The 16,984-nt window shown below is 56.5% G+C and carries 18 protein-coding genes; 1 reads left to right on the top strand and 17 read right to left on the bottom strand.

Features of this window, described 5'->3' with window-relative positions; translation table 11 throughout:
* From ABLV08_RS10625 to ABLV08_RS10700, 16 genes are all read right to left on the bottom strand, one after another.
* Positions 1–229: hypothetical protein (locus ABLV08_RS10625; RefSeq protein WP_348855832.1), on the bottom strand; the 229-nt coding region annotated here is incomplete at its 3' end.
* Complete coding sequence (locus ABLV08_RS10630; protein WP_348855833.1) at positions 202–792, bottom strand: DUF3304 domain-containing protein; 591 nt, start codon at positions 790–792, stop codon at positions 202–204. The genes ABLV08_RS10630 and ABLV08_RS10625, both read right to left, overlap by 28 nt.
* Positions 793–970: 178 nt before the next feature.
* Positions 971–1,321 (bottom strand): hypothetical protein, encoded by a 351-nt coding sequence (locus ABLV08_RS10635; protein ID WP_226933593.1) that lies wholly within the window; start codon positions 1,319–1,321, stop codon positions 971–973.
* Complete coding sequence (locus ABLV08_RS10640; protein WP_348855834.1) at positions 1,294–1,863, bottom strand: DUF3304 domain-containing protein; 570 nt, start codon at positions 1,861–1,863, stop codon at positions 1,294–1,296. The genes ABLV08_RS10635 and ABLV08_RS10640 overlap by 28 nt, the downstream gene beginning before the upstream one ends.
* A gap of 212 nt (positions 1,864–2,075) precedes the next feature.
* Positions 2,076–2,645, bottom strand: a complete 570-nt coding sequence (locus tag ABLV08_RS10645) for a DUF3304 domain-containing protein (protein WP_100279690.1) — start codon at positions 2,643–2,645, stop codon at positions 2,076–2,078.
* Positions 2,646–2,701: 56 nt separating this feature from the next.
* Positions 2,702–3,436 (bottom strand): DUF4123 domain-containing protein, encoded by a 735-nt coding sequence (locus ABLV08_RS10650; RefSeq protein ID WP_225526371.1) that lies wholly within the window; start codon positions 3,434–3,436, stop codon positions 2,702–2,704.
* A gap of 26 nt (positions 3,437–3,462) precedes the next feature.
* Entirely contained in the window at positions 3,463–4,623 is a 1,161-nt protein-coding gene (locus ABLV08_RS10655) for a hypothetical protein (protein ID WP_348855835.1), read from the bottom strand.
* Entirely contained in the window at positions 4,620–4,877 is a 258-nt protein-coding gene (locus tag ABLV08_RS10660) for a PAAR domain-containing protein (protein WP_015366096.1), read from the bottom strand. The genes ABLV08_RS10655 and ABLV08_RS10660 overlap by 4 nt, the downstream gene beginning before the upstream one ends.
* Positions 4,878–4,916: 39 nt before the next feature.
* Entirely contained in the window at positions 4,917–7,295 is a 2,379-nt protein-coding gene (vgrG, locus tag ABLV08_RS10665) for a type VI secretion system tip protein VgrG (protein WP_320896709.1), read from the bottom strand.
* Between the two features lie 200 nt (positions 7,296–7,495).
* Positions 7,496–9,178: an OmpA family protein gene (locus tag ABLV08_RS10670; protein ID WP_348855836.1), complete on the bottom strand. Its 1,683-nt coding sequence runs from the start codon at positions 9,176–9,178 to the stop codon at positions 7,496–7,498.
* On the bottom strand, positions 9,175–9,840 hold the full coding sequence (gene tssL / locus ABLV08_RS10675) for a type VI secretion system protein TssL, short form (protein ID WP_348855837.1): 666 nt from the start codon (positions 9,838–9,840) through the stop codon (positions 9,175–9,177). Before tssL ends, ABLV08_RS10670 begins: the two co-directional genes overlap by 4 nt.
* On the bottom strand, positions 9,837–11,180 hold the full coding sequence (gene tssK, locus ABLV08_RS10680; RefSeq protein WP_032714779.1) for a type VI secretion system baseplate subunit TssK: 1,344 nt from the start codon (positions 11,178–11,180) through the stop codon (positions 9,837–9,839). Before tssK ends, tssL begins: the two co-directional genes overlap by 4 nt.
* Before the next feature lie 15 nt (positions 11,181–11,195).
* Positions 11,196–11,474, bottom strand: a complete 279-nt coding sequence (locus tag ABLV08_RS10685) for a hypothetical protein (protein ID WP_032711901.1) — start codon at positions 11,472–11,474, stop codon at positions 11,196–11,198.
* Between the two features lie 478 nt (positions 11,475–11,952).
* A complete protein-coding gene (locus tag ABLV08_RS10690; protein WP_074166500.1) occupies positions 11,953–12,948 on the bottom strand; it encodes an iron ABC transporter permease in 996 nt (331 codons plus the stop codon).
* An 8-nt stretch (positions 12,949–12,956) separates the two neighbouring features.
* A complete protein-coding gene (locus ABLV08_RS10695) occupies positions 12,957–13,913 on the bottom strand; it encodes an ABC transporter substrate-binding protein (RefSeq protein WP_348855838.1) in 957 nt (318 codons plus the stop codon).
* Between the two features lie 15 nt (positions 13,914–13,928).
* A complete protein-coding gene (locus tag ABLV08_RS10700) occupies positions 13,929–14,717 on the bottom strand; it encodes an ABC transporter ATP-binding protein (protein WP_150377912.1) in 789 nt (262 codons plus the stop codon).
* Positions 14,718–14,908: 191 nt separating this feature from the next.
* Between ABLV08_RS10700 and ABLV08_RS10705 the strand changes: the two genes are divergently transcribed.
* Positions 14,909–15,595: an RluA family pseudouridine synthase gene (locus tag ABLV08_RS10705; protein ID WP_015705830.1), complete on the top strand. Its 687-nt coding sequence runs from the start codon at positions 14,909–14,911 to the stop codon at positions 15,593–15,595.
* Between the two features lie 4 nt (positions 15,596–15,599).
* Here ABLV08_RS10705 and tdcG read toward each other — a convergent pair whose 3' ends face one another.
* Positions 15,600–16,964, bottom strand: coding sequence for an L-serine ammonia-lyase (gene tdcG / locus ABLV08_RS10710; RefSeq protein WP_045387476.1), 1,365 nt, complete (start codon positions 16,962–16,964; stop codon positions 15,600–15,602).
* Positions 16,965–16,984 lie beyond the last annotated feature (20 nt).

Genomic DNA, 16,984 nt, shown 5'->3' on the forward strand with positions numbered 1-16,984 from the left:
TCTGCGTTCTGCTCGCCGGCAGGCGGCCGCGCTCGTTGTATTCGGCTTTCTGCTGTGTAGATTTATCGGCAGGCTTTTCTCCCTTTTTATCATCCAGCCCGGGAAACTTTGGCGGTAAGCTGGCCACTTCTGCGGTGGAGGCTTTAACCGTGACCGGAGTGGCGCCGGTCTGGAAGGCCGCAATAAGCGCCTTCAGGGCATTCAGCGTGGAGTCTGCGGTGTCGGACATACAACTTCCTCCCTGATATGTTTGATAAGTATTTTCTGAGCTCTTTCCTTCCAGTCCGGTGGAGACTGAGGGACTGGATATTCAGGTTGACCTGGCTGAACCGGCCCCCCCGGGAGCACGCAGGAACGCACTATCCGCACCTTATCGCAGGGGAAAATATGCACATGAAAACCGCAGGCCTGACCCTTCTCCCAGCGTTCAATCGGCACGGTAATCGGCCCATGGTGCTGATAGTATTGTGAATAGTTGTCAGGCATATCGCTTAGCCTCATCCAGGAGTTAGGGTCGGAGGTCCAGGTGATTTTTGCCGTCAGCCCCGGGCGCCAGACATCTGGCACCATGACGCAGCAGAAGCCGCCGCCGCCGCCGTAGGAGTTCGCCCTTGGCCCGCCGTAGCCGTTCACCTGCACCGAAACGATGGCATCCGGGCCGTGGTTTAACAACGTTATGTCGGCGGCGCTCATGCCGTCGCGACGGTGATCGCGACAGGCCGTCAGCAGGCAGAGCAAAACGGCGGCCAGCACCGCCAGCCCGCCAGGTAAAATACGGATATGCTTTACCATTGATGTGTCCTTACAAATTTAAAGTGATGACTTATTAATAAATGACGTAATTAACTGCTTGTATTTATGCTAATAGATGAACCCCATATATAACTGGTAATGATATTTGTAGCGGTCAAATAAAATTGGTCGCTACAGACATTAATACCGGTTTTCCAGAGGTTAGAGCCGGGCAATATTAGTCAGCGGCGAATTGTGTATGCAGGCTGGCCGGGCAGCCCGGTTCCGTTTTTTTGTCCGAGGGATGTTCTGACTCTTTAACATACCCCTCCAGGTACTGCCTGGCGTAGTTACCTTCGGTCTGCGTTCTGCTCGCCGGCAGACGGCCGCGCTTGTTGTATTCGGTTTTCTGCTGCGTGGAGTTATCCGCGGGCGTTTTCTCCTTTTCATCATCCGGCCCGGGAAACTTCGGTGGTAAGCTGGCCGCTTCTGCGGTGGAGGTTTTAACCGTAACCGGAGTGGCGCCGGTCTGGAAGGCGGCAATAAGCGCCTTCAGGGCATTCAGCGTGGAGTCTGCGGTGTCGGACATACGATCTCCTCCTTAATATGATTTATAAGCACATTTTGCGCTTTTTTTAGTCCGTCAGCCTCAGGCTGTATCGGATATTCAGGGGCCGCTCGACCGTAGCAGGAACGCACTATCCGCACCTTATCGCAAGGGAAAATATGGATATCAAAACCACAAGCCTGCCATTTCTCCCAGCGTTCAATCGGCACGGTGATCGGTCCATGGTGCTGGTAGTGACTCGCATGATCGCCAGGGATATGTTTCGGGTCTATCCATGCGTTAGGATCGGAGGTCCAGGTGATTTTTGCCGTCAGTCCCGGCCGCCAGACATCCGGCACCATCACACAGCAGAAGCCGCCGCCGCCGCCGTAGGAGTTAGCGCCTGGCCCGCCGTAGCCATTCACCTGCACCGAAACGATGGCGTCCGGGCCGTGGTTTAAAACGGCTATATCAGCAGCGCTCATGCCGTCGCGACTGTGGTCGCGACAGCCCGTCAGCAGGCAGAGAAAAACGGCGACCAGCACCGCCAGTCCGCCGGGCAAAATACGGATATGCTTTATCATTGATGTGTCCTTACAAAAGAAATTAAATGCGTCGTTATTAAGAGATGACGTGATGACAGAATTATATTTTTGCTGATATATATACCTCCCGAATATTTGTGATAATGATATTTGTAGCGGTCAAATAAAATTGGCCGCTTCCGCGGTGGACGTTTTGACAGTGACCAGGGTGACACCGCTCTGGAAGGCGGCAATAAGCGCCTTCAGAGCATTCAGCGTGGAATCTGCGGTGTCGGACATACAACTTCCTCCTTGATATGTTTAAAAATGACGTTATCTGCCTTTTGATCCTCATCGGGCGCACGATGTATCGGATATTCCGGAGATGAGCGATCGTGACAGGAGCGTATAATTCTTACCTTATCGCAGGGAAAGAAATGCACTTCAAAACCGCAGCCCTGCCCCTTCTCCCAGCGCTCAATGGGCACGGTAATTGGCCCATGGCGCTGATAGTATTGCGAATAGTTGTCAGGCATATTACTGGATTTCATCCAGGCGTTAGGATCGGAGGTCCAGGTAATTTTTGCCGTCAGCCCCGGGCGCCAGACATCTGGCACCATCACACAGCAGAAGCCGCCGCCGCCGCCGTAGGAGTTCGCTCTTGGCCCGCCGTAGCCGTTGACCTCCACCGAAACGATGGCGTCCGGACCGTGGTTTAAGACAGCTATGTCGGCGGCGCTCATGCCGTCGCGACTGTGATCGCGACAGGCCGTCAGCAGGTAGAGAAAAACGGCGGCCAGCACCGCCAGCCCGCTGGGCAAAATACGGATATGCTTTATCATTAATGTGTCCTTACAGAACTAATAATCACCCATTAATTATCAAAAAGGAGGATGTTTCATTCCTCAAAGTGGCTTTCAAACCAGGAAGCTAAATCGCCGATAAAATTCTGCTGATGCGCCTGCCAACCGAGCTGCCAAAGAGTGTTAAATTTCTCCTCCTGGGTGGTAAAAAAGGTGCTGAATTTTTCAGAAACCGTAAATTGCTGGGCATCGATAGCGACATCCAGTTTCATCATTTGCTCATCGCTGAAATTAATCTTGATCGCCTCCGGGATCGTTGCCTGAACAGGCGAACACTCGCCTTCCAGCCAGCAGATCTTGTCGTCTCTATCGCGATAGCTCCAGACATAAACCGGTTCTAAAAACCATGCTTTTTGTTCTTCAGTGAGCACATGCTGCATCAGCAACGGGAACATGCGGGTATCGTAATAACGCACCAGGCCAGAACGGTCTTCCCATGCGCCGTCGGCCAGATTGCGCAGGTGGGCGGCGAGCGTTGAAAAACTCAGCGGTGAGAGGAAGATCAGCAGACCCGGCTTGCAGGAAAATGCGGCGATCAGATCGGCGATCCATTGACGATGCTGCCAGCAAGCTGGCTCAAGCCGCATCAATAAAGGCGCCATCTCCAGCAGCGGCTCTTCCGGTTGCCCCTGATAGAGTGAGAACCACTGCACCGGAGGAGAAAGTCTATTTAAGCCATCCAATAACGGGTTGTCTAAAACGCCTTGATCGGCAATGAGATAGACGTCGCGCAGCGCGAGTTTTCGCGCAAATTGTTCCAGCTTGCTCATCCATTCCTGATCCATTAACGCCATGTTCATTCCTTCTTGTCTTGAGGTTGCGGTGACGGGACTGCTGCGGTGACGATGCCTAGTGAGAGAGGGTGACGCGGATCGCGGGCGATCCAGCCGCAAGACTGATGAAAGTGGCGGGCAAATATCGCCGCCAGTGCGATGGTGATGAGCTGCTCCATCTGCCCCGTCTCACCCCAGTTTTCATCCTGCAGCAGTTGGTTGCTGTTCCAGCCGCTTTGCGCCAGTTCCGGGATTTGCGGTTGTGTGAATGCGATACAGGGATCGGGCGGACGTTCAGCCCCGCTTTGCTGCATTGCCCGCTGACAGACCTGCTGGATATTTTCCACCGCGGCGCCTTCATAAACCTCGCCGCGGGTCAGCCGCGCCTCCCCCTCCCGGGCCAGTAACCAGAGCGCGGCGGATTCCCCCGCCGGTCTCGCCGAATCCCCCGTCGCCGCCACCGACTGGCACCCCGCCACCAGAATGAAACATTCGTCGCAGGACTCATTAATTCGCGCGGTAATCTCCGATAAGCTGGCCTCGCCCTGCCAGGGTTCCGCCATATGCGGCAACTGAGCGGTGGGACAGCGCTTGCGCAGCTCGGCGCAAAATTCTCGCCACGCCGGTTCGCTGCCCTGCCAGTAACAGCCGCTCAGGCCGGGAAGTTGATGTTCGCCACGTTGCGCCAGCCATTGTTGCGCCAGCATTCGGGCTAGCTGCTGTTCACGCAGGTCGATATCCACGATGTCCGAGTGGATCAGCCGCAGCGCCCGCGCACCGGCCTCCAGTTTCTCTTTTGGCGCCTTGTGTTCTCGCTTCAGCAGCGTCTGCCAGCGCTCGGGTTCACATCCCACCGGCCCCAGCAGCACCGTTTCCACCAGCCCAACGCTATATTGATGCCGGGCCCACCACGTTTGATGATCGAAATCGATCAACCGCTGGTAGTACTGGGTGTAGTGAACCGACAGGCGGTAATAAAGCAGACGCAGCATCCAGATGATGAGGACCAAAAGCATGGCGCTAACGATTGCGACGGTTATTAACGCCCCGCCACGCGCTTCGGCAGGCATTAACGCCGCGCCTCCTCCGCTGATAAGCGTCATCCCCGCGCCGACGGACAACCACCGTCCGTTGTGGGGCGGCGTGGCGGTTTTGTAAGGCAGATAGTCGGTTAGCTGTCTCATAGCGCGACTTCGCAATCAGGGCGTGAACTCACCAGCGTACAGCCGCAGGCGCAATGATGCCCGTCAAGAGCCACCGGAGAACCATCCACTTCATACAGCGAGCTTCCTTCGGCTATGACCGTCAGGCCATGTTCATTGCAGCTCACCTGGTCGCCTTTGCAGGCGATGCCTTTACCAAAACAGAGATAATGGCCGCCGATCACCGTACCGCCATGCTCACGCAAGGTATCACCCTGCCGAATAATGGGTTTCAAGGTCTGTTCCTCCGGGTAAGTTATATCAATGAGCGATTGTCAGGCGGCACGTGGCACAAAAGCCTGAGCCAGTTCTTGCGCACGAATCAGGCAGTCTTTACATATCGATGTGGGAAGATCGGGAAGCGGAAACGTCTCGCCGGCCGGCCCCTGCATCTTATGCGTGCCTTTAAAACTGAGCAGACTCGGGCTGTGAAGATGGATTTCTCCCTGCGGCGTCAGGCGAATGTAGCCGCCGCCACAGCCCAGGGTGATGCCATTTTTGGCGGTAAGCTGCAGATGTCCCTGCGTTGACTGCACGGTAATATCCTTCAGTGAAGTGAGCGCCAGCGTGTCGCCGTGCGACTCTATCTCCAGCGGTCCTTTCACCGATACCATACGCATCCCTTCGCGGTGGGAAAGCAGCGAGATTGCGTTTTTGCTATTCACCGACAGCCGGTTGCCGCTGGCCAGCGCAATATCGCTGGCGCTTTGCAGGTACAACCCTTTACCACTCTGTAGCAGCGTCGTTTCCGCCGTCACGATGCCGATGCCTTTCGGCGCGCTCATCAGCAGGACGGGGCTCGCCAGGTTGACGGCTTTGCCGACGAACTGCTTTAACGTGCTGACATCCGGCGGGGTGTTGTAGTGGGTGCGGGCTATCTCCTGCCAGTCGTTGAGCTGAACAACGGCACTGCCGAGCAATTGACTCGCGGGATCCATTTCCACGGTCGCGCCCATCGCTTTCAGCTGTTCATCGGCGGTAATAAATATTCCCTTCCCGCCGCGGATCGCGCCATAGCTATCGGTGCGTAACTCAAATCCCTCACCGCGTGGCGTGTTCTGATGATCCACCAGGTGGCCGAGGTTGAGCTGGCTCTTGCCGCCATATTCGGTGCTGACCTTAACGTGCTCTTTACCCCGTGTATCATCGAGGCGAATCTTGTTGTTCGCCGGCGTGCGTAGCACGTTACGCTTGTAGTTGTAGAGCGTCACGTGGTCCTGGTGCGTGGAGTCGTGCAGCGCGCCGGCAATATAGGGCCTATCGGGATCCCCCTGCTCAAAAGCGATCGCCACTTCGGTGCCCGCTAACAACGGCAGATGCAGACCAAAGGTTTCACCGGCGTAAGGGCGCGCCTGGCGCACCCACAGGCTTTCCTCACCCGGCTGCCAGCGATCGCGATCGAACAATAAGTTCACCCGATAACGTCCGTCGCGATCGATATGGCCATAGAGATCGTTGATTTTGGTGCTGGTGACGCGCGCCGGCAGCGTCCCGGCCATTCTGGGTTTGCTGATGACCGCCGGGCGAAAGCAGTAAGTCTCTACGCAGGGAATAGCCTGAAACGTCATGACGAAGCTGCGATCGCGACGGGCGCGACAGTGAATCGCAGCGATCGCCACCCCCTGGCGCCAGACGTCCGTCACCTCTTCGCCGCCGCTCACTTTTAGCTGCTGGCCGGGAGCCAGCGCCGCGCAGTTGGTTTCCCCATTCAGCCGCGTCTGCTGGTTGAGATAACGCTCATGACGAATACGGGCATAAAAGGCCCCGCTCTCCGGGTCCGGAGTATGCTGGAAGCGATTACCCGGCGTCAGATAGTTGTCCGCCCAGTGATAGGCTTCACCGTAGGTGGTACTATCGCCACGGCTGACATTGACGTTGAGATTCATATCCTCTGGCGCGTTACGGTAGTTATAGTCACGAGTAAAGACCGAACGCTCAACTACGTGGTGTCGGCTCTGTAAATCCCACACCGATTCGTTCCCGCCGTCATGCTGCCCGGAGGGAGCGACCGAAGGCAACAACAGTCCCGTCTCGTAGTGTTGCTGGTCATCGTAGAACTCCGCCACATCTATATTCAGCCGGGTATCGGCGGTAAAGCGAAACCAGATCCCCACTTCACCCAACAGGCGGGAGATAAAGGTCAGATCGTCCTCGCCGTACTGCATCACCTGTTCACGCTGCGGGTATTCATGCGCCAGTTGAAAGACAAAATCTTCCCCGCGCATCTGGTGACGGGTTCTGAGAATGTGCTCCACAATCTGCGGCGCCGACATATCCTGATAAATCCGGTTCTGATGGCTCTTCGACAGTAGCGCCAGACGCGGCTGTAACGTCAAGGCGTAGCGCGTTTCCTCTTTTGCGGTGGAAAGCCGTTCAAAAGCGGTGATCACTCCCTGAAGAACGCGCACCGGCTGCTGGATCTTAATGCCAAATCCCTGGTCAACCGGCGCCTGCAAGGTCAGCGAGGCGTTTTGCAGCAACATCTGCTGCGGGGTGATGGCTTTATCGCTGCTGGTAAATTCAATGGTATAGCGGAAAGGCTCACTTAAGTTTTCCTCGCCTTCAAAGCACAGAACATCCAGCAACGAGTTACAACCATGCACCTGTAACAGATGATGGCTGTGGTTGAACAACAGAGGCTTTATGTCACTCATGATTTATTTTCCTGTATCAAACGCCATGCTCTTTATCTCCCTTCCGTCGCCTTCGGCCACGCTACCGCCCGTCGCTGTTTCCTGTTGATAAGGAGCCCAAAAGCGCACAAGGTTGGGCAGATTGTGTTGACCCCGGTACCCGGCAACAAAAACGACGGACAGGAAAACCTGTCCGTACGAAGAGTCATGAGATGGTCGGTTTAGAAAGCGCCATCCGCCGGAGTTGAAGCGGAGTTCGTCGAAACCTGACAGGCGTCGGCCTGCGGCACCAGGCTAATTTCGACCCGGCGGTTCAGCGCCCGGCCTTGCTGCGCATCGTTGCTGGCGACCGGACGGCTTTCGCCATAACCCTGCACCGCAAAACAGCTTTCCGGCACGTCGCCGGTATCGCGCATCCAGTTACGCACCGATTCGGCACGCTTCAGGGAGAGTGTCTGGTTGGATTTATCATCGCCTACGCTGTCGGTATGTCCGGCGATGACGATTAGCCAACCGGGCCTGGCTTTGATCCCCACCAGCGAGTTCACCAGCAGCTTGGTGGACCCCGGTTTAAGCGTCCACTTGCCGGTGTCGAATAGCGACATGCTGTCGAGACGGACAATTTTCGGTACGATTTTTTCTACCGCTTTCGGCGGCGGAGGTGGAGGGACGTAGGAACGAATTGCTGCCAGTACCGGCTGACGCAGACGCTCGCCGCGATAGAGCCCAAGGCCCAGCGCCAGCGGCGCGCCATCACGCGCGAAGGCGTCCAGTTGCGCCGCATCCTGACGCAAAATCTGTACGGCGCGGGCTTTTGCGACATGGTCGTCCATCGCCGTCCGTTCATAGCGCTGAACATCAAAGCCAACCCGCTGGAGGAGTTGCTGGTTGTTCCATGCGCTGCAGCACAGCGCAATCAGGGCCGCGAGGGAGAACAGACAGAATGCCCGCCGCAGAGCACGGCTTTTCGGCGTGATGCCGCCGCCCTGCGGCAGTATCGGTAAAATGAAATCCGGCAGTTTCCGCGTTTCTGCAGCAATTTCCGGTAACCAGCGCGGTAGTGAGTTGAGGGAAGTATGCTCAGACAGCCAACGCTGCCATAGATTATCCGCCACGGCAGGCGCCCCGGCTGGCGTGAAATGATACAGTACGACCGCCGGAGCGATCGGGGGAACATCGTCGCTTGCCGCCGCCAGTACGTTTAACGCCATCTGCTGCGTAAAGCGGGCAAGCGCATTTATCCTAAGCTGCGCCGCCAGGCGATGAGCGCCATCAGCCTGCATCAACCAGCTTGCGCTGCTGCACGGTACGCCGTCAGGCAGCCACACCTGCAACGTCTCTCCGGCACGCGCTGTCTGCCATAACGGTTCCAGCGATGCGCCGGACAGAGAGCTGTTCAGCAGTAACGGTATCGCCCGACGGGTATCGCCCCGCGCCTGGGCAAGCTGCCAGCGCAACTCGCGTAGCCGCGCCGCCAGCGCCGCGTCATCATCATGTTGTTGCGGCTGCATGCAGAACATCACCGCCAGTTGCGCAATGAGCGCCGGGCGCTCATTGCGCACATAACGCACCATCTGCTGCAACGCGGCGGTGGCGACTCTCAGCCAGCACCCCTGAGCCGTACGGTAAACCGCTCCTTCTCCCGGCCAGTCCGCCGTGTCGCCGCAAACCAGCACAATCGGCAGTCGATACGGCGCCGACGGTAGCTCAACCAGCCAGTCGGCATCCGCAGGCCGTTCACGTTGTTGGCGCCCGACGTAGACCAGCCCGACCGCTACGCCCGCCGCCGTCAACCCAACAGCCAGCACCCGGCTACCGGTGGATAACGGCAGAAACAGCAGGATCATCAACACCACCAGCAGACCGCCCCACAGCCAGAGCAGGCGCTGATAGCGCGCGCTCATTGTCCGCCTCCCAGTCGCAACGCCGCGACCAGGCCATCCAGCCAGTAGTTCAACCCCAACCACAACGCGGCCACCAGCACCAGCGACACGCCAATACTAATCGGCCAACGGCGCAACCAGTCTGCCAGACCGCGGCGGCCGGATAGATTCGCCAGAATCGGCTGCTGAGGATCGCCCGCAAACGGCGGTACCCGCTCGCCAAGCGCGCTGACGAGCGCTGTGCGCGCCGGATCATTGAGGCCATACCGCCCCTTAAACCACAGCGCCAGCACCCGATGGAAACAAGTCAGAACGGCGTTATCCGGCGCCGGCTCGCGCAGCACCTGGCGGATGCGCTCATAGAGCGCATCTCCGGCTTCCATGCCGCCAAAATATTTAACCTCAAGCGGCCGATCGTACCAGGCGATACAGGCGTCATCTTCCTCATTGCGCCCTTTCGCGGTTTCATCCAGCAGCGCACACCACGCATAGAGGATATGCTGACGGTTCGCCTCGCTGATATCAGCGGTCACCAGCTGCGCCATCACCTGTTCAATGTTGTCTACACAACGCTGCCAGAGATGTTTCCCCTCCCCCTCGGCCAGTTTGGCGCCAAGGCGCAGTTCCGTCACCGTTAGCCAGCTATCCGCCAGCAGAGCATCAATATTGATATCCTGGGTCATGAGCGCAGCACCGCATAGAGTTCGAGTTCAGGGTCGCCCAGCAGGCCGGGCACGTAAAAGACGCAACTCCCTTCCGCCAGCATCGCCTGCGCCGCCGGATGAGTCATATCAAGGGTGAAATACTGATTCTCCAGGCGCAGCGGGATAGCGGCGGGAACATGACTCATGGCTTTCAGCGGAATGCCGGGCTGCGAACCGTTGACCACCCGGTCAACCTCATCGGGGCTACCGGCTTTACACTGTTGCGGAAACTGCTCCAGCAGTTGCGCCGCAGGTAGCGCGGAACGCACCGAGAGATAAAAATCGGCCTCTTCGCGCAACCTTGGATCGTGCAGACGGGCATGCCAGCGCTTACGCCGGTCATCGTGCGTCATTTCAATCGCCACAACCCGGGATGGCAGGCTGGCTTCGAGCAGTACGCCGAGTAATTTGAACAGCGGTGGAAAGACTTCCGTCAACGCCTGATGGCGATAGGGCGGAATATCCGCCGTGGTATGGTCAAGGGAGAAGGTCAACAGGCTGCCCGCCAGGCTGGCCAGCGCTTCATACAGCCGTTCCGGATGTACCTGCGGATGGCGCAGGAAATGGTTCAACACCGGCTCCGCGCTGTTAAGCGCGTTCAGCAGCCAAAACAGCGATACATCCGCTACCGCAAAATCCGCCATCCTGGCGTTGCTTTCCCTACGCATGGCCATCAGGCGTTGCAGGCGCACACCCAGTTGATTCGTCAGCTGTTCCGTTTGTTCGTGCAGCCAGCGGCTGGCCAACACTTTCAGCAGCGGCGGGATAAAGTCCTCATCCAACGACCAGCAATCCTGACTGTCGCGACGTAATCTGGCGACGGCGACGGTTTGATAATCGCCGTTATTGTCATCCGCTGTGCGCAGCGTCAGTTGCGCAAGCATCACCGCAATTTGTCGACTGTCTTCGCCGTATCTGTTGCGTACTTCTCGCCAGGCCAAACGCCAACGTACCGGCCGCTCTGCGCGTTGTTCCATCTGCAGGCAGTTGCCGCCGTTTTCATGCTCATGAGGCAGCGCCAGCACCACCGTTAATTCGCGGCTTTCCGCTTGCGGCAACACCATGACCTCAGGCAGCGCATCAGCATTATCGCTGTCGATAAGCGTTCCATCAGGAAAGCGTATATAGAGGTGGCTGGCCTTCAGCTTCCCCTGTTTTAGCAATGCGGCGTCAAATTCGACGCGGATAATCCCCCAGGGATTCATCACGCCCAGACGGGCGATACATTCGCTTTGCCAGGCCGCCTGATTCACCTGTTGTTGAAAATGTTGTGGGGAGATCATCTGGCCCCTGCCCCACAGTGGTCGTAATGTCTTCATCGCACCTCCTGTGCGTTACTCTTGCTTCTTCAATAAGGTGTTCATCAATCCGATATTTAATTTCACCACGCTAACTGATTGGCGAACGGTATTTCGAAAGAGAAAAGTTGAATTATTATTATTGATATTTATTTTTTCTTGAATGATTAGCGGATGGGTTTTAATATTACTGAAACGACTCACGCTCAGGGATTTAAGCAACAGCTCGACAACCCTCTGTTCAATTTCGATATACAGTGCCAGTTGTAAATGAATACGGGCACTGAGTCGCTCACCCGGAAAGGCGTCGTTCATTACATTCCTTATATATCCGAACCGTTTCAGAATGAATCGCTGGTTTTAGTTAACCACCCAGATTAATGAACTATATTTAGATTGATATCAAGAATATTCACCGAGAGAATAAAAAACAAAGCAACTGACAATTGCAATATGACAATATAATGCGTTGCAATAGGTGCTTTTCGCAGTAAATTAAACCAGAAACTTACTAACGGACGGGGCATGCGCCAATGATGCCTATTCCATTGATATAAATCATCACTTATCGCCAGGCCGCAGCAATATTGGCCTGAAAGGCTTTTTGCCACAATTATATTTTTGGCGAATTATTTACAAACACTCTACCTCGTCTGAAAGCGCACTAGCAGGAGAAATCTCCCTTCTACAGTGGAGAATGATTTTATTACCGGCAAGTAATATTCATTTAAATAATAGAACCCATTATTTACGCGCAATAATGGGTCAATCTCTTTTTTTCCCTTGACTCGGCTTATCCTATTGCCCGCATCAGCAACCCGACAATAAACGCGCCGCCAAGCCCGGCAGTGATAATACCAATCGGTAATTCTTGATTCGCTATCAGGCTTCGGCTGAGTATATCGCCGCCAGTGAGCAATATCGCGCCAAGCAAACCGCACATCGGCACGGCCATTCGATGCCTGACGCCAACGGCCCGACGCGCCAGGTAAGGCACCATCAGGCCGACGAAACCAATAACCCCGGTTATAGAAACCAGCAAAGCAGTAGCCAACGCGCAGCAGAGGAAGGTTTCGCTTCTCAACCGCTCAACCTCGACGCCCAGCGAGCAGGCCGTCTGTTCCCCCGCCAACAGCGCATCCAGCGCCCGCCAGCGGCGCAGGGTAAATCCACTCAACAACGCCAGGCTCAATAAGGGAATGAACAGGTTGTCCCATCGCGCCAGTCCCAGACCGCCCAATGACCAGAATAGCAACGAACCAGCCGCCCGCTGGTCGCCGGAAAAGACCAGATAGCTGGTCAGCGCGCTGAAAAGAAACGACACCGCCAGGCCACAGATGATTAACTGTTCCGCTCGCCTTAGCTGGTTGACGCGAAACAATATCATCACCGCCAGCGCGGATAATATCCCGCCGACGAAAGCCGAGCCCGGCAGCGTGAGTGGCCCCAGTACATCGCCGAAGCGGGTGATCACCAGCACCGCGCCAGCGGAAGCGCCTGAAGACAGGCCAAACAAAAACGGATCGGCCAGTTCGTTGCGTGTCGTGGTCTGTAAGAGCAAGCCGACGATCGCCAGCCCCGCGCCGGTTAGCGCCGCCAGCAGGACTCGCGGTAGGCGTAAGTCAATGACGATAGTTTTCACTATTTCGGCAACGGGAGCGGATGCCAGGCCCAACGCGGATAGCACCTGTCGCCACGAGAGTTCCACACTTCCCCACTGCAGACTCGCTATCATCATGCCGCATAAAATGACGGATGCCAGCGCCGTCCATAGAACAAAACGTTGCATTGACGGCCTCATTTCACGTCCGTGGCATATAAGAGGTGCGCCAGCTTCTCAACCGCCGCAATATTCGCCGGACCCGGAGTCAATTCAGCATACTGTAGCTTAAGATAACGCTGCTGCCGGACGGCGGGCGTCTGTTTCATCAGGGGATGAGATTCGAGTACACGCTGCAGCGCCGCGGTTCCCGTGCCGGTTTGGTAATCGAGCAGAATAATCACCTGTGGTTCGCTGGCCGCCACCGCCTCCCAGCTCGTCGTGGTCCAGTTCGCGTCCAGAGTATCCATCACGTTGCGTCCCCCGGCCGCCTCGATAATGGCCGTCGGCATCCCGTACTTGCCGCTGGTAAAGGGTTTATCCTCGCCGGAGTCATAGACAAAGACCCGCTGCGGCGGCGTATTCGCTGGCCTGACAGGCAGGTTCGCCAGCCGACGTTTCCACCCTTCCACCAGCGCCTCGGCCTGTTGTTGCTTGCCAAAAATCTTACCCAACTTGAGTTCATCGTTATAAAGCAAACTCATGTCGGCTTTCTTTGCCTGCCCACCGGCCTGTACGCAACTCTCGCTCAATACCAACGTGTTAATCCCATATGGCGCCAGCGTCTGCGGCGTCACATCGCCGCCAATTTTCATGCCGTAGTTCCAGCCGGCGAAGAAAAAGTCCGGCCGGACCGCCAGCAGCGTTTCCAGCGACGGGTATTTAGGCGCCAGCTCGGGGATGGCCCCCATCGCTGCTTTGAACTGTGGTGTTAGTTTATACCAGCCGGTGATGCCGGTTAGCCCCACAATCCGATCCTGGAGATCGAGCGCGAAGGCCATTTCCGCCATATTAAGATCGTTAATTACCGCACGCTGTGGGGGGTGATTAAAGGTGATGGGTTTACCGCAGCTGTCCACGGTAACGGGAAATGGATTCGCTAACGCGAACGGGCTACTTAACAGCAGCCATAAAATAGTTAAAAGTCTGTTCATATTTACTCGAGGTCATTAAGCGTGATGAGGAACTTCAAAAATGCGCAGCGCTTTACCGCTCACGGGATGCGCCACGCGAAAACTGGTCATGCCAAAAACCGGATAGCTTACGCTGGGGTGCAGCGCAGCCTCGGGTACGTCGCAAATCACCTGCTTGCCGTGGTGGATAACCAGCATTCGGTCGGCAAAGGCTTCAGCCGCGGCAAGATCGTGTAACACCGCAATCACCGCCACCTCTGTGCGCTTTACCAGGGTAAGCAACTCGCTTCTCGCCAGCGGATCGAGGTGATTGGTCGGCTCATCCAGCAATAGTAATTCGGGGGATTGCGCCAGCGCGCGGGCAAGCGCGGCGCGCTGACGCTGACCACCGGAGAGGTTGCCCAGCGGGCGATGGCGTAAAGGCTGCAGACCCGTATCACTAATAACGCTATCCACGATGCGCCGTCCCTGCGCCGAGGACGGTGATTCGCGATACGGTAAACGGCCCAATTGAACATACTCTTCCACCGTCAGGCGCAAATCGGGGATATCGTTTTGCGACAGGAAGGCAATATTCCGCGCGCGCGCTTGTGGCGACAGATGCCGTAGTTGACACCCCTGCCAGTACAGCGTTCCTTTATCCGGATTGACTTCGCCAATAATGGCTCTTAATAGGCTCGACTTACCGCTGCCGTTAGGTCCAATAACCGCCAACTTTTCCCCAGCTCGGAGTGAGAAATGAATCCCGTCAAGTATTACCGTCCTCTTTTTGACAGTCAGACTCAGCCCCTTGATGCTAAGTATTTCAGTATCACTCTTAAGCATACTTATCGATTTTATTATGTTATAACATAACAACTATGTACCACAGCCAGCTCGTCTCTGCAAAGGGGGTTGCATAATTTGTTATCGCAATACTTTAAAAAAGGTCTTCAGTGCCGGAGCGTACACTCCCAGGTCGCCTTCCGGACAGAGATTCGCTATCATCCCCCCTCACCCTTAAGCAGCGCCTGCCCATGTCCACCGTCATTGATACCTTTATCGCCCCACCTTGTTCCGCGCAGATTAAGATCCTCTACGAGGACGCGCATTTGTTGTTGATCGACAAACCCAGCGGCCTGCTCAGCCTGTCGGGTAAGAACCCGCAGAACCAGGATTCAGTTCATCATCGCCTGGTGCGGGATTTTCCGGGATGCACGCTGGTGCATCGACTCGATTTCGGGACGTCCGGGCTGATGGTGGTCGCACGTAACAAAACGATCAACGCCGCGCTGTGTCAGCAGTTCAGCCAGCGGGCGGTAAGCAAGGTCTATCACGCCCTGTTATGCGGACATCCAGAGGAAGATGAAGGGATTATAGACGCGCCGATTGCCAAGGATCCGGCGCTGTTTCCGCGCATGGCGATTAGCGCGCGTAATGGTAAACCGGCGCGCTCGCGCTATCAGGTGCTATCACGGGAATGGTTGCCAATAGCCGGTGGTTCGCTGGCGGTAACGCGCGTGCGGCTGCTGCCGGAAACCGGACGCACCCATCAGCTACGCATCCACTGCCAGCATCTCGGCTATCCGATTCTCGGCTGCGATCTCTACGGAGGGCTGGTGGAGCATCAGGCCTCACGCCTGATGCTCCACGCCAGTGAACTGCATTTTCATCATCCGGTCAGCGGTAAAGCGATAGCGGCGCGCCAGCCCAGTCCTTTTTGATTCGTCAGGCGCAAATCACTTTTATCGCCAGCCCGCCGCGCGAGGTTTCGCGATATTTATCGTTCATATCTTTGCCGGTTTCATACATCGTCTCAATAACCTTGTCGAGACAGACCCGCGGCTCGCTGGTACGACGGAGCGCCATCCGCGCGGCGTTTACCGCCTTCACCGCATTGATGGCATTGCGTTCGATGCAGGGAATTTGCACCTGTCCGGCCACCGGATCGCAGGTCAGACCGAGGTTATGTTCCATCGCAATTTCCGCGGCGTTGCATACCTGCGCCGGGCTGCCGCCAAGCAGTTCTGTCAACCCTGCCGCCGCCATAGAGCAGGCCACGCCAATTTCGCCCTGACAGCCAACTTCTGCGCCAGATATAGAGGCATTCATCTTATACAGTGAACCGATAGCCGCCGCAGCCAGCAGATAGCGGGCAATCGAGTTGGCATTGACCGGGCGGCGAAACTTGTCGTAATAGGCCAGAACCGCCGGAATAATCCCGCAAGCGCCATTGGTCGGCGCAGTGACGACCCGGCCACCGGCGGCGTTCTCTTCGCTCACCGCCAGCGCGAACATATTGATCCAGTCGATAACGTTCATCGGGTCGCGGGAAAGGCTGTCGCTGGCCACCAGCTGTCGGCGCAGCGCAGCCGCTCTGCGCGGTACGTTGAGCGGCCCCGGCAGCACGCCCTCGGTATTCATTCCCCGCTCAATACCGTTATGCATCACCGCGTAAATGGCGGCGAAACCAGCCTCGATTTGTCCCTTATCGCGCAGCGCCAGCTCGTTTTGCATCATCAGGCCAGAGATGGAAAGGCCATTGTGCTCGCACAGCTGAAGCAGTTGATGGGCGGAGCGGAAATCAAAGGGGACCGGCGTTGCAACATCGTGAGTCTGGCCAAAACATGCCTCCTCAACGATAAACCCGCCGCCAATTGAGTAATAGGTTTTGCTGAGTAGCGGCTGCTGATGATCCCAGGCGCTGATGCGCATACCGTTCTCATGGCGTGCCAGCGCGCTATCATGAAATACGATGCTCTCCGGCAGCGGGAAATCGACCTGTCGGCTCCCCTTCGCCACCGGCAGACGGCCGCTCTCTGTCACCCGCTGAATAAATCCCGGGATGGCGTCAATATCGACATCCTGCGGACTATTTCCGGCCAGCCCCATGATGATGGCGACATCGGTCGCATGCCCTTTGCCAGTGAGCGATAGCGAACCGTACAGATCGACGACAATGCGCGTAGTCTGCGCCAGGTTGCCGCGGGTCGCCAGCTCGGTGATAAAACTTTTTCCTGCATTCATCGGCCCCACCGTATGGGAGCTCGAAGGGCCAATACCAATTTTGAAAATATCGAAAGCGCTAATCATATTCACACCTCGGTTTACCG

Source organism: Klebsiella sp. CN_Kp088, assembly GCF_040064335.1.
In the GTDB taxonomy this organism is placed as follows: Bacteria; Pseudomonadota; Gammaproteobacteria; order Enterobacterales; family Enterobacteriaceae; genus Klebsiella; species Klebsiella aerogenes.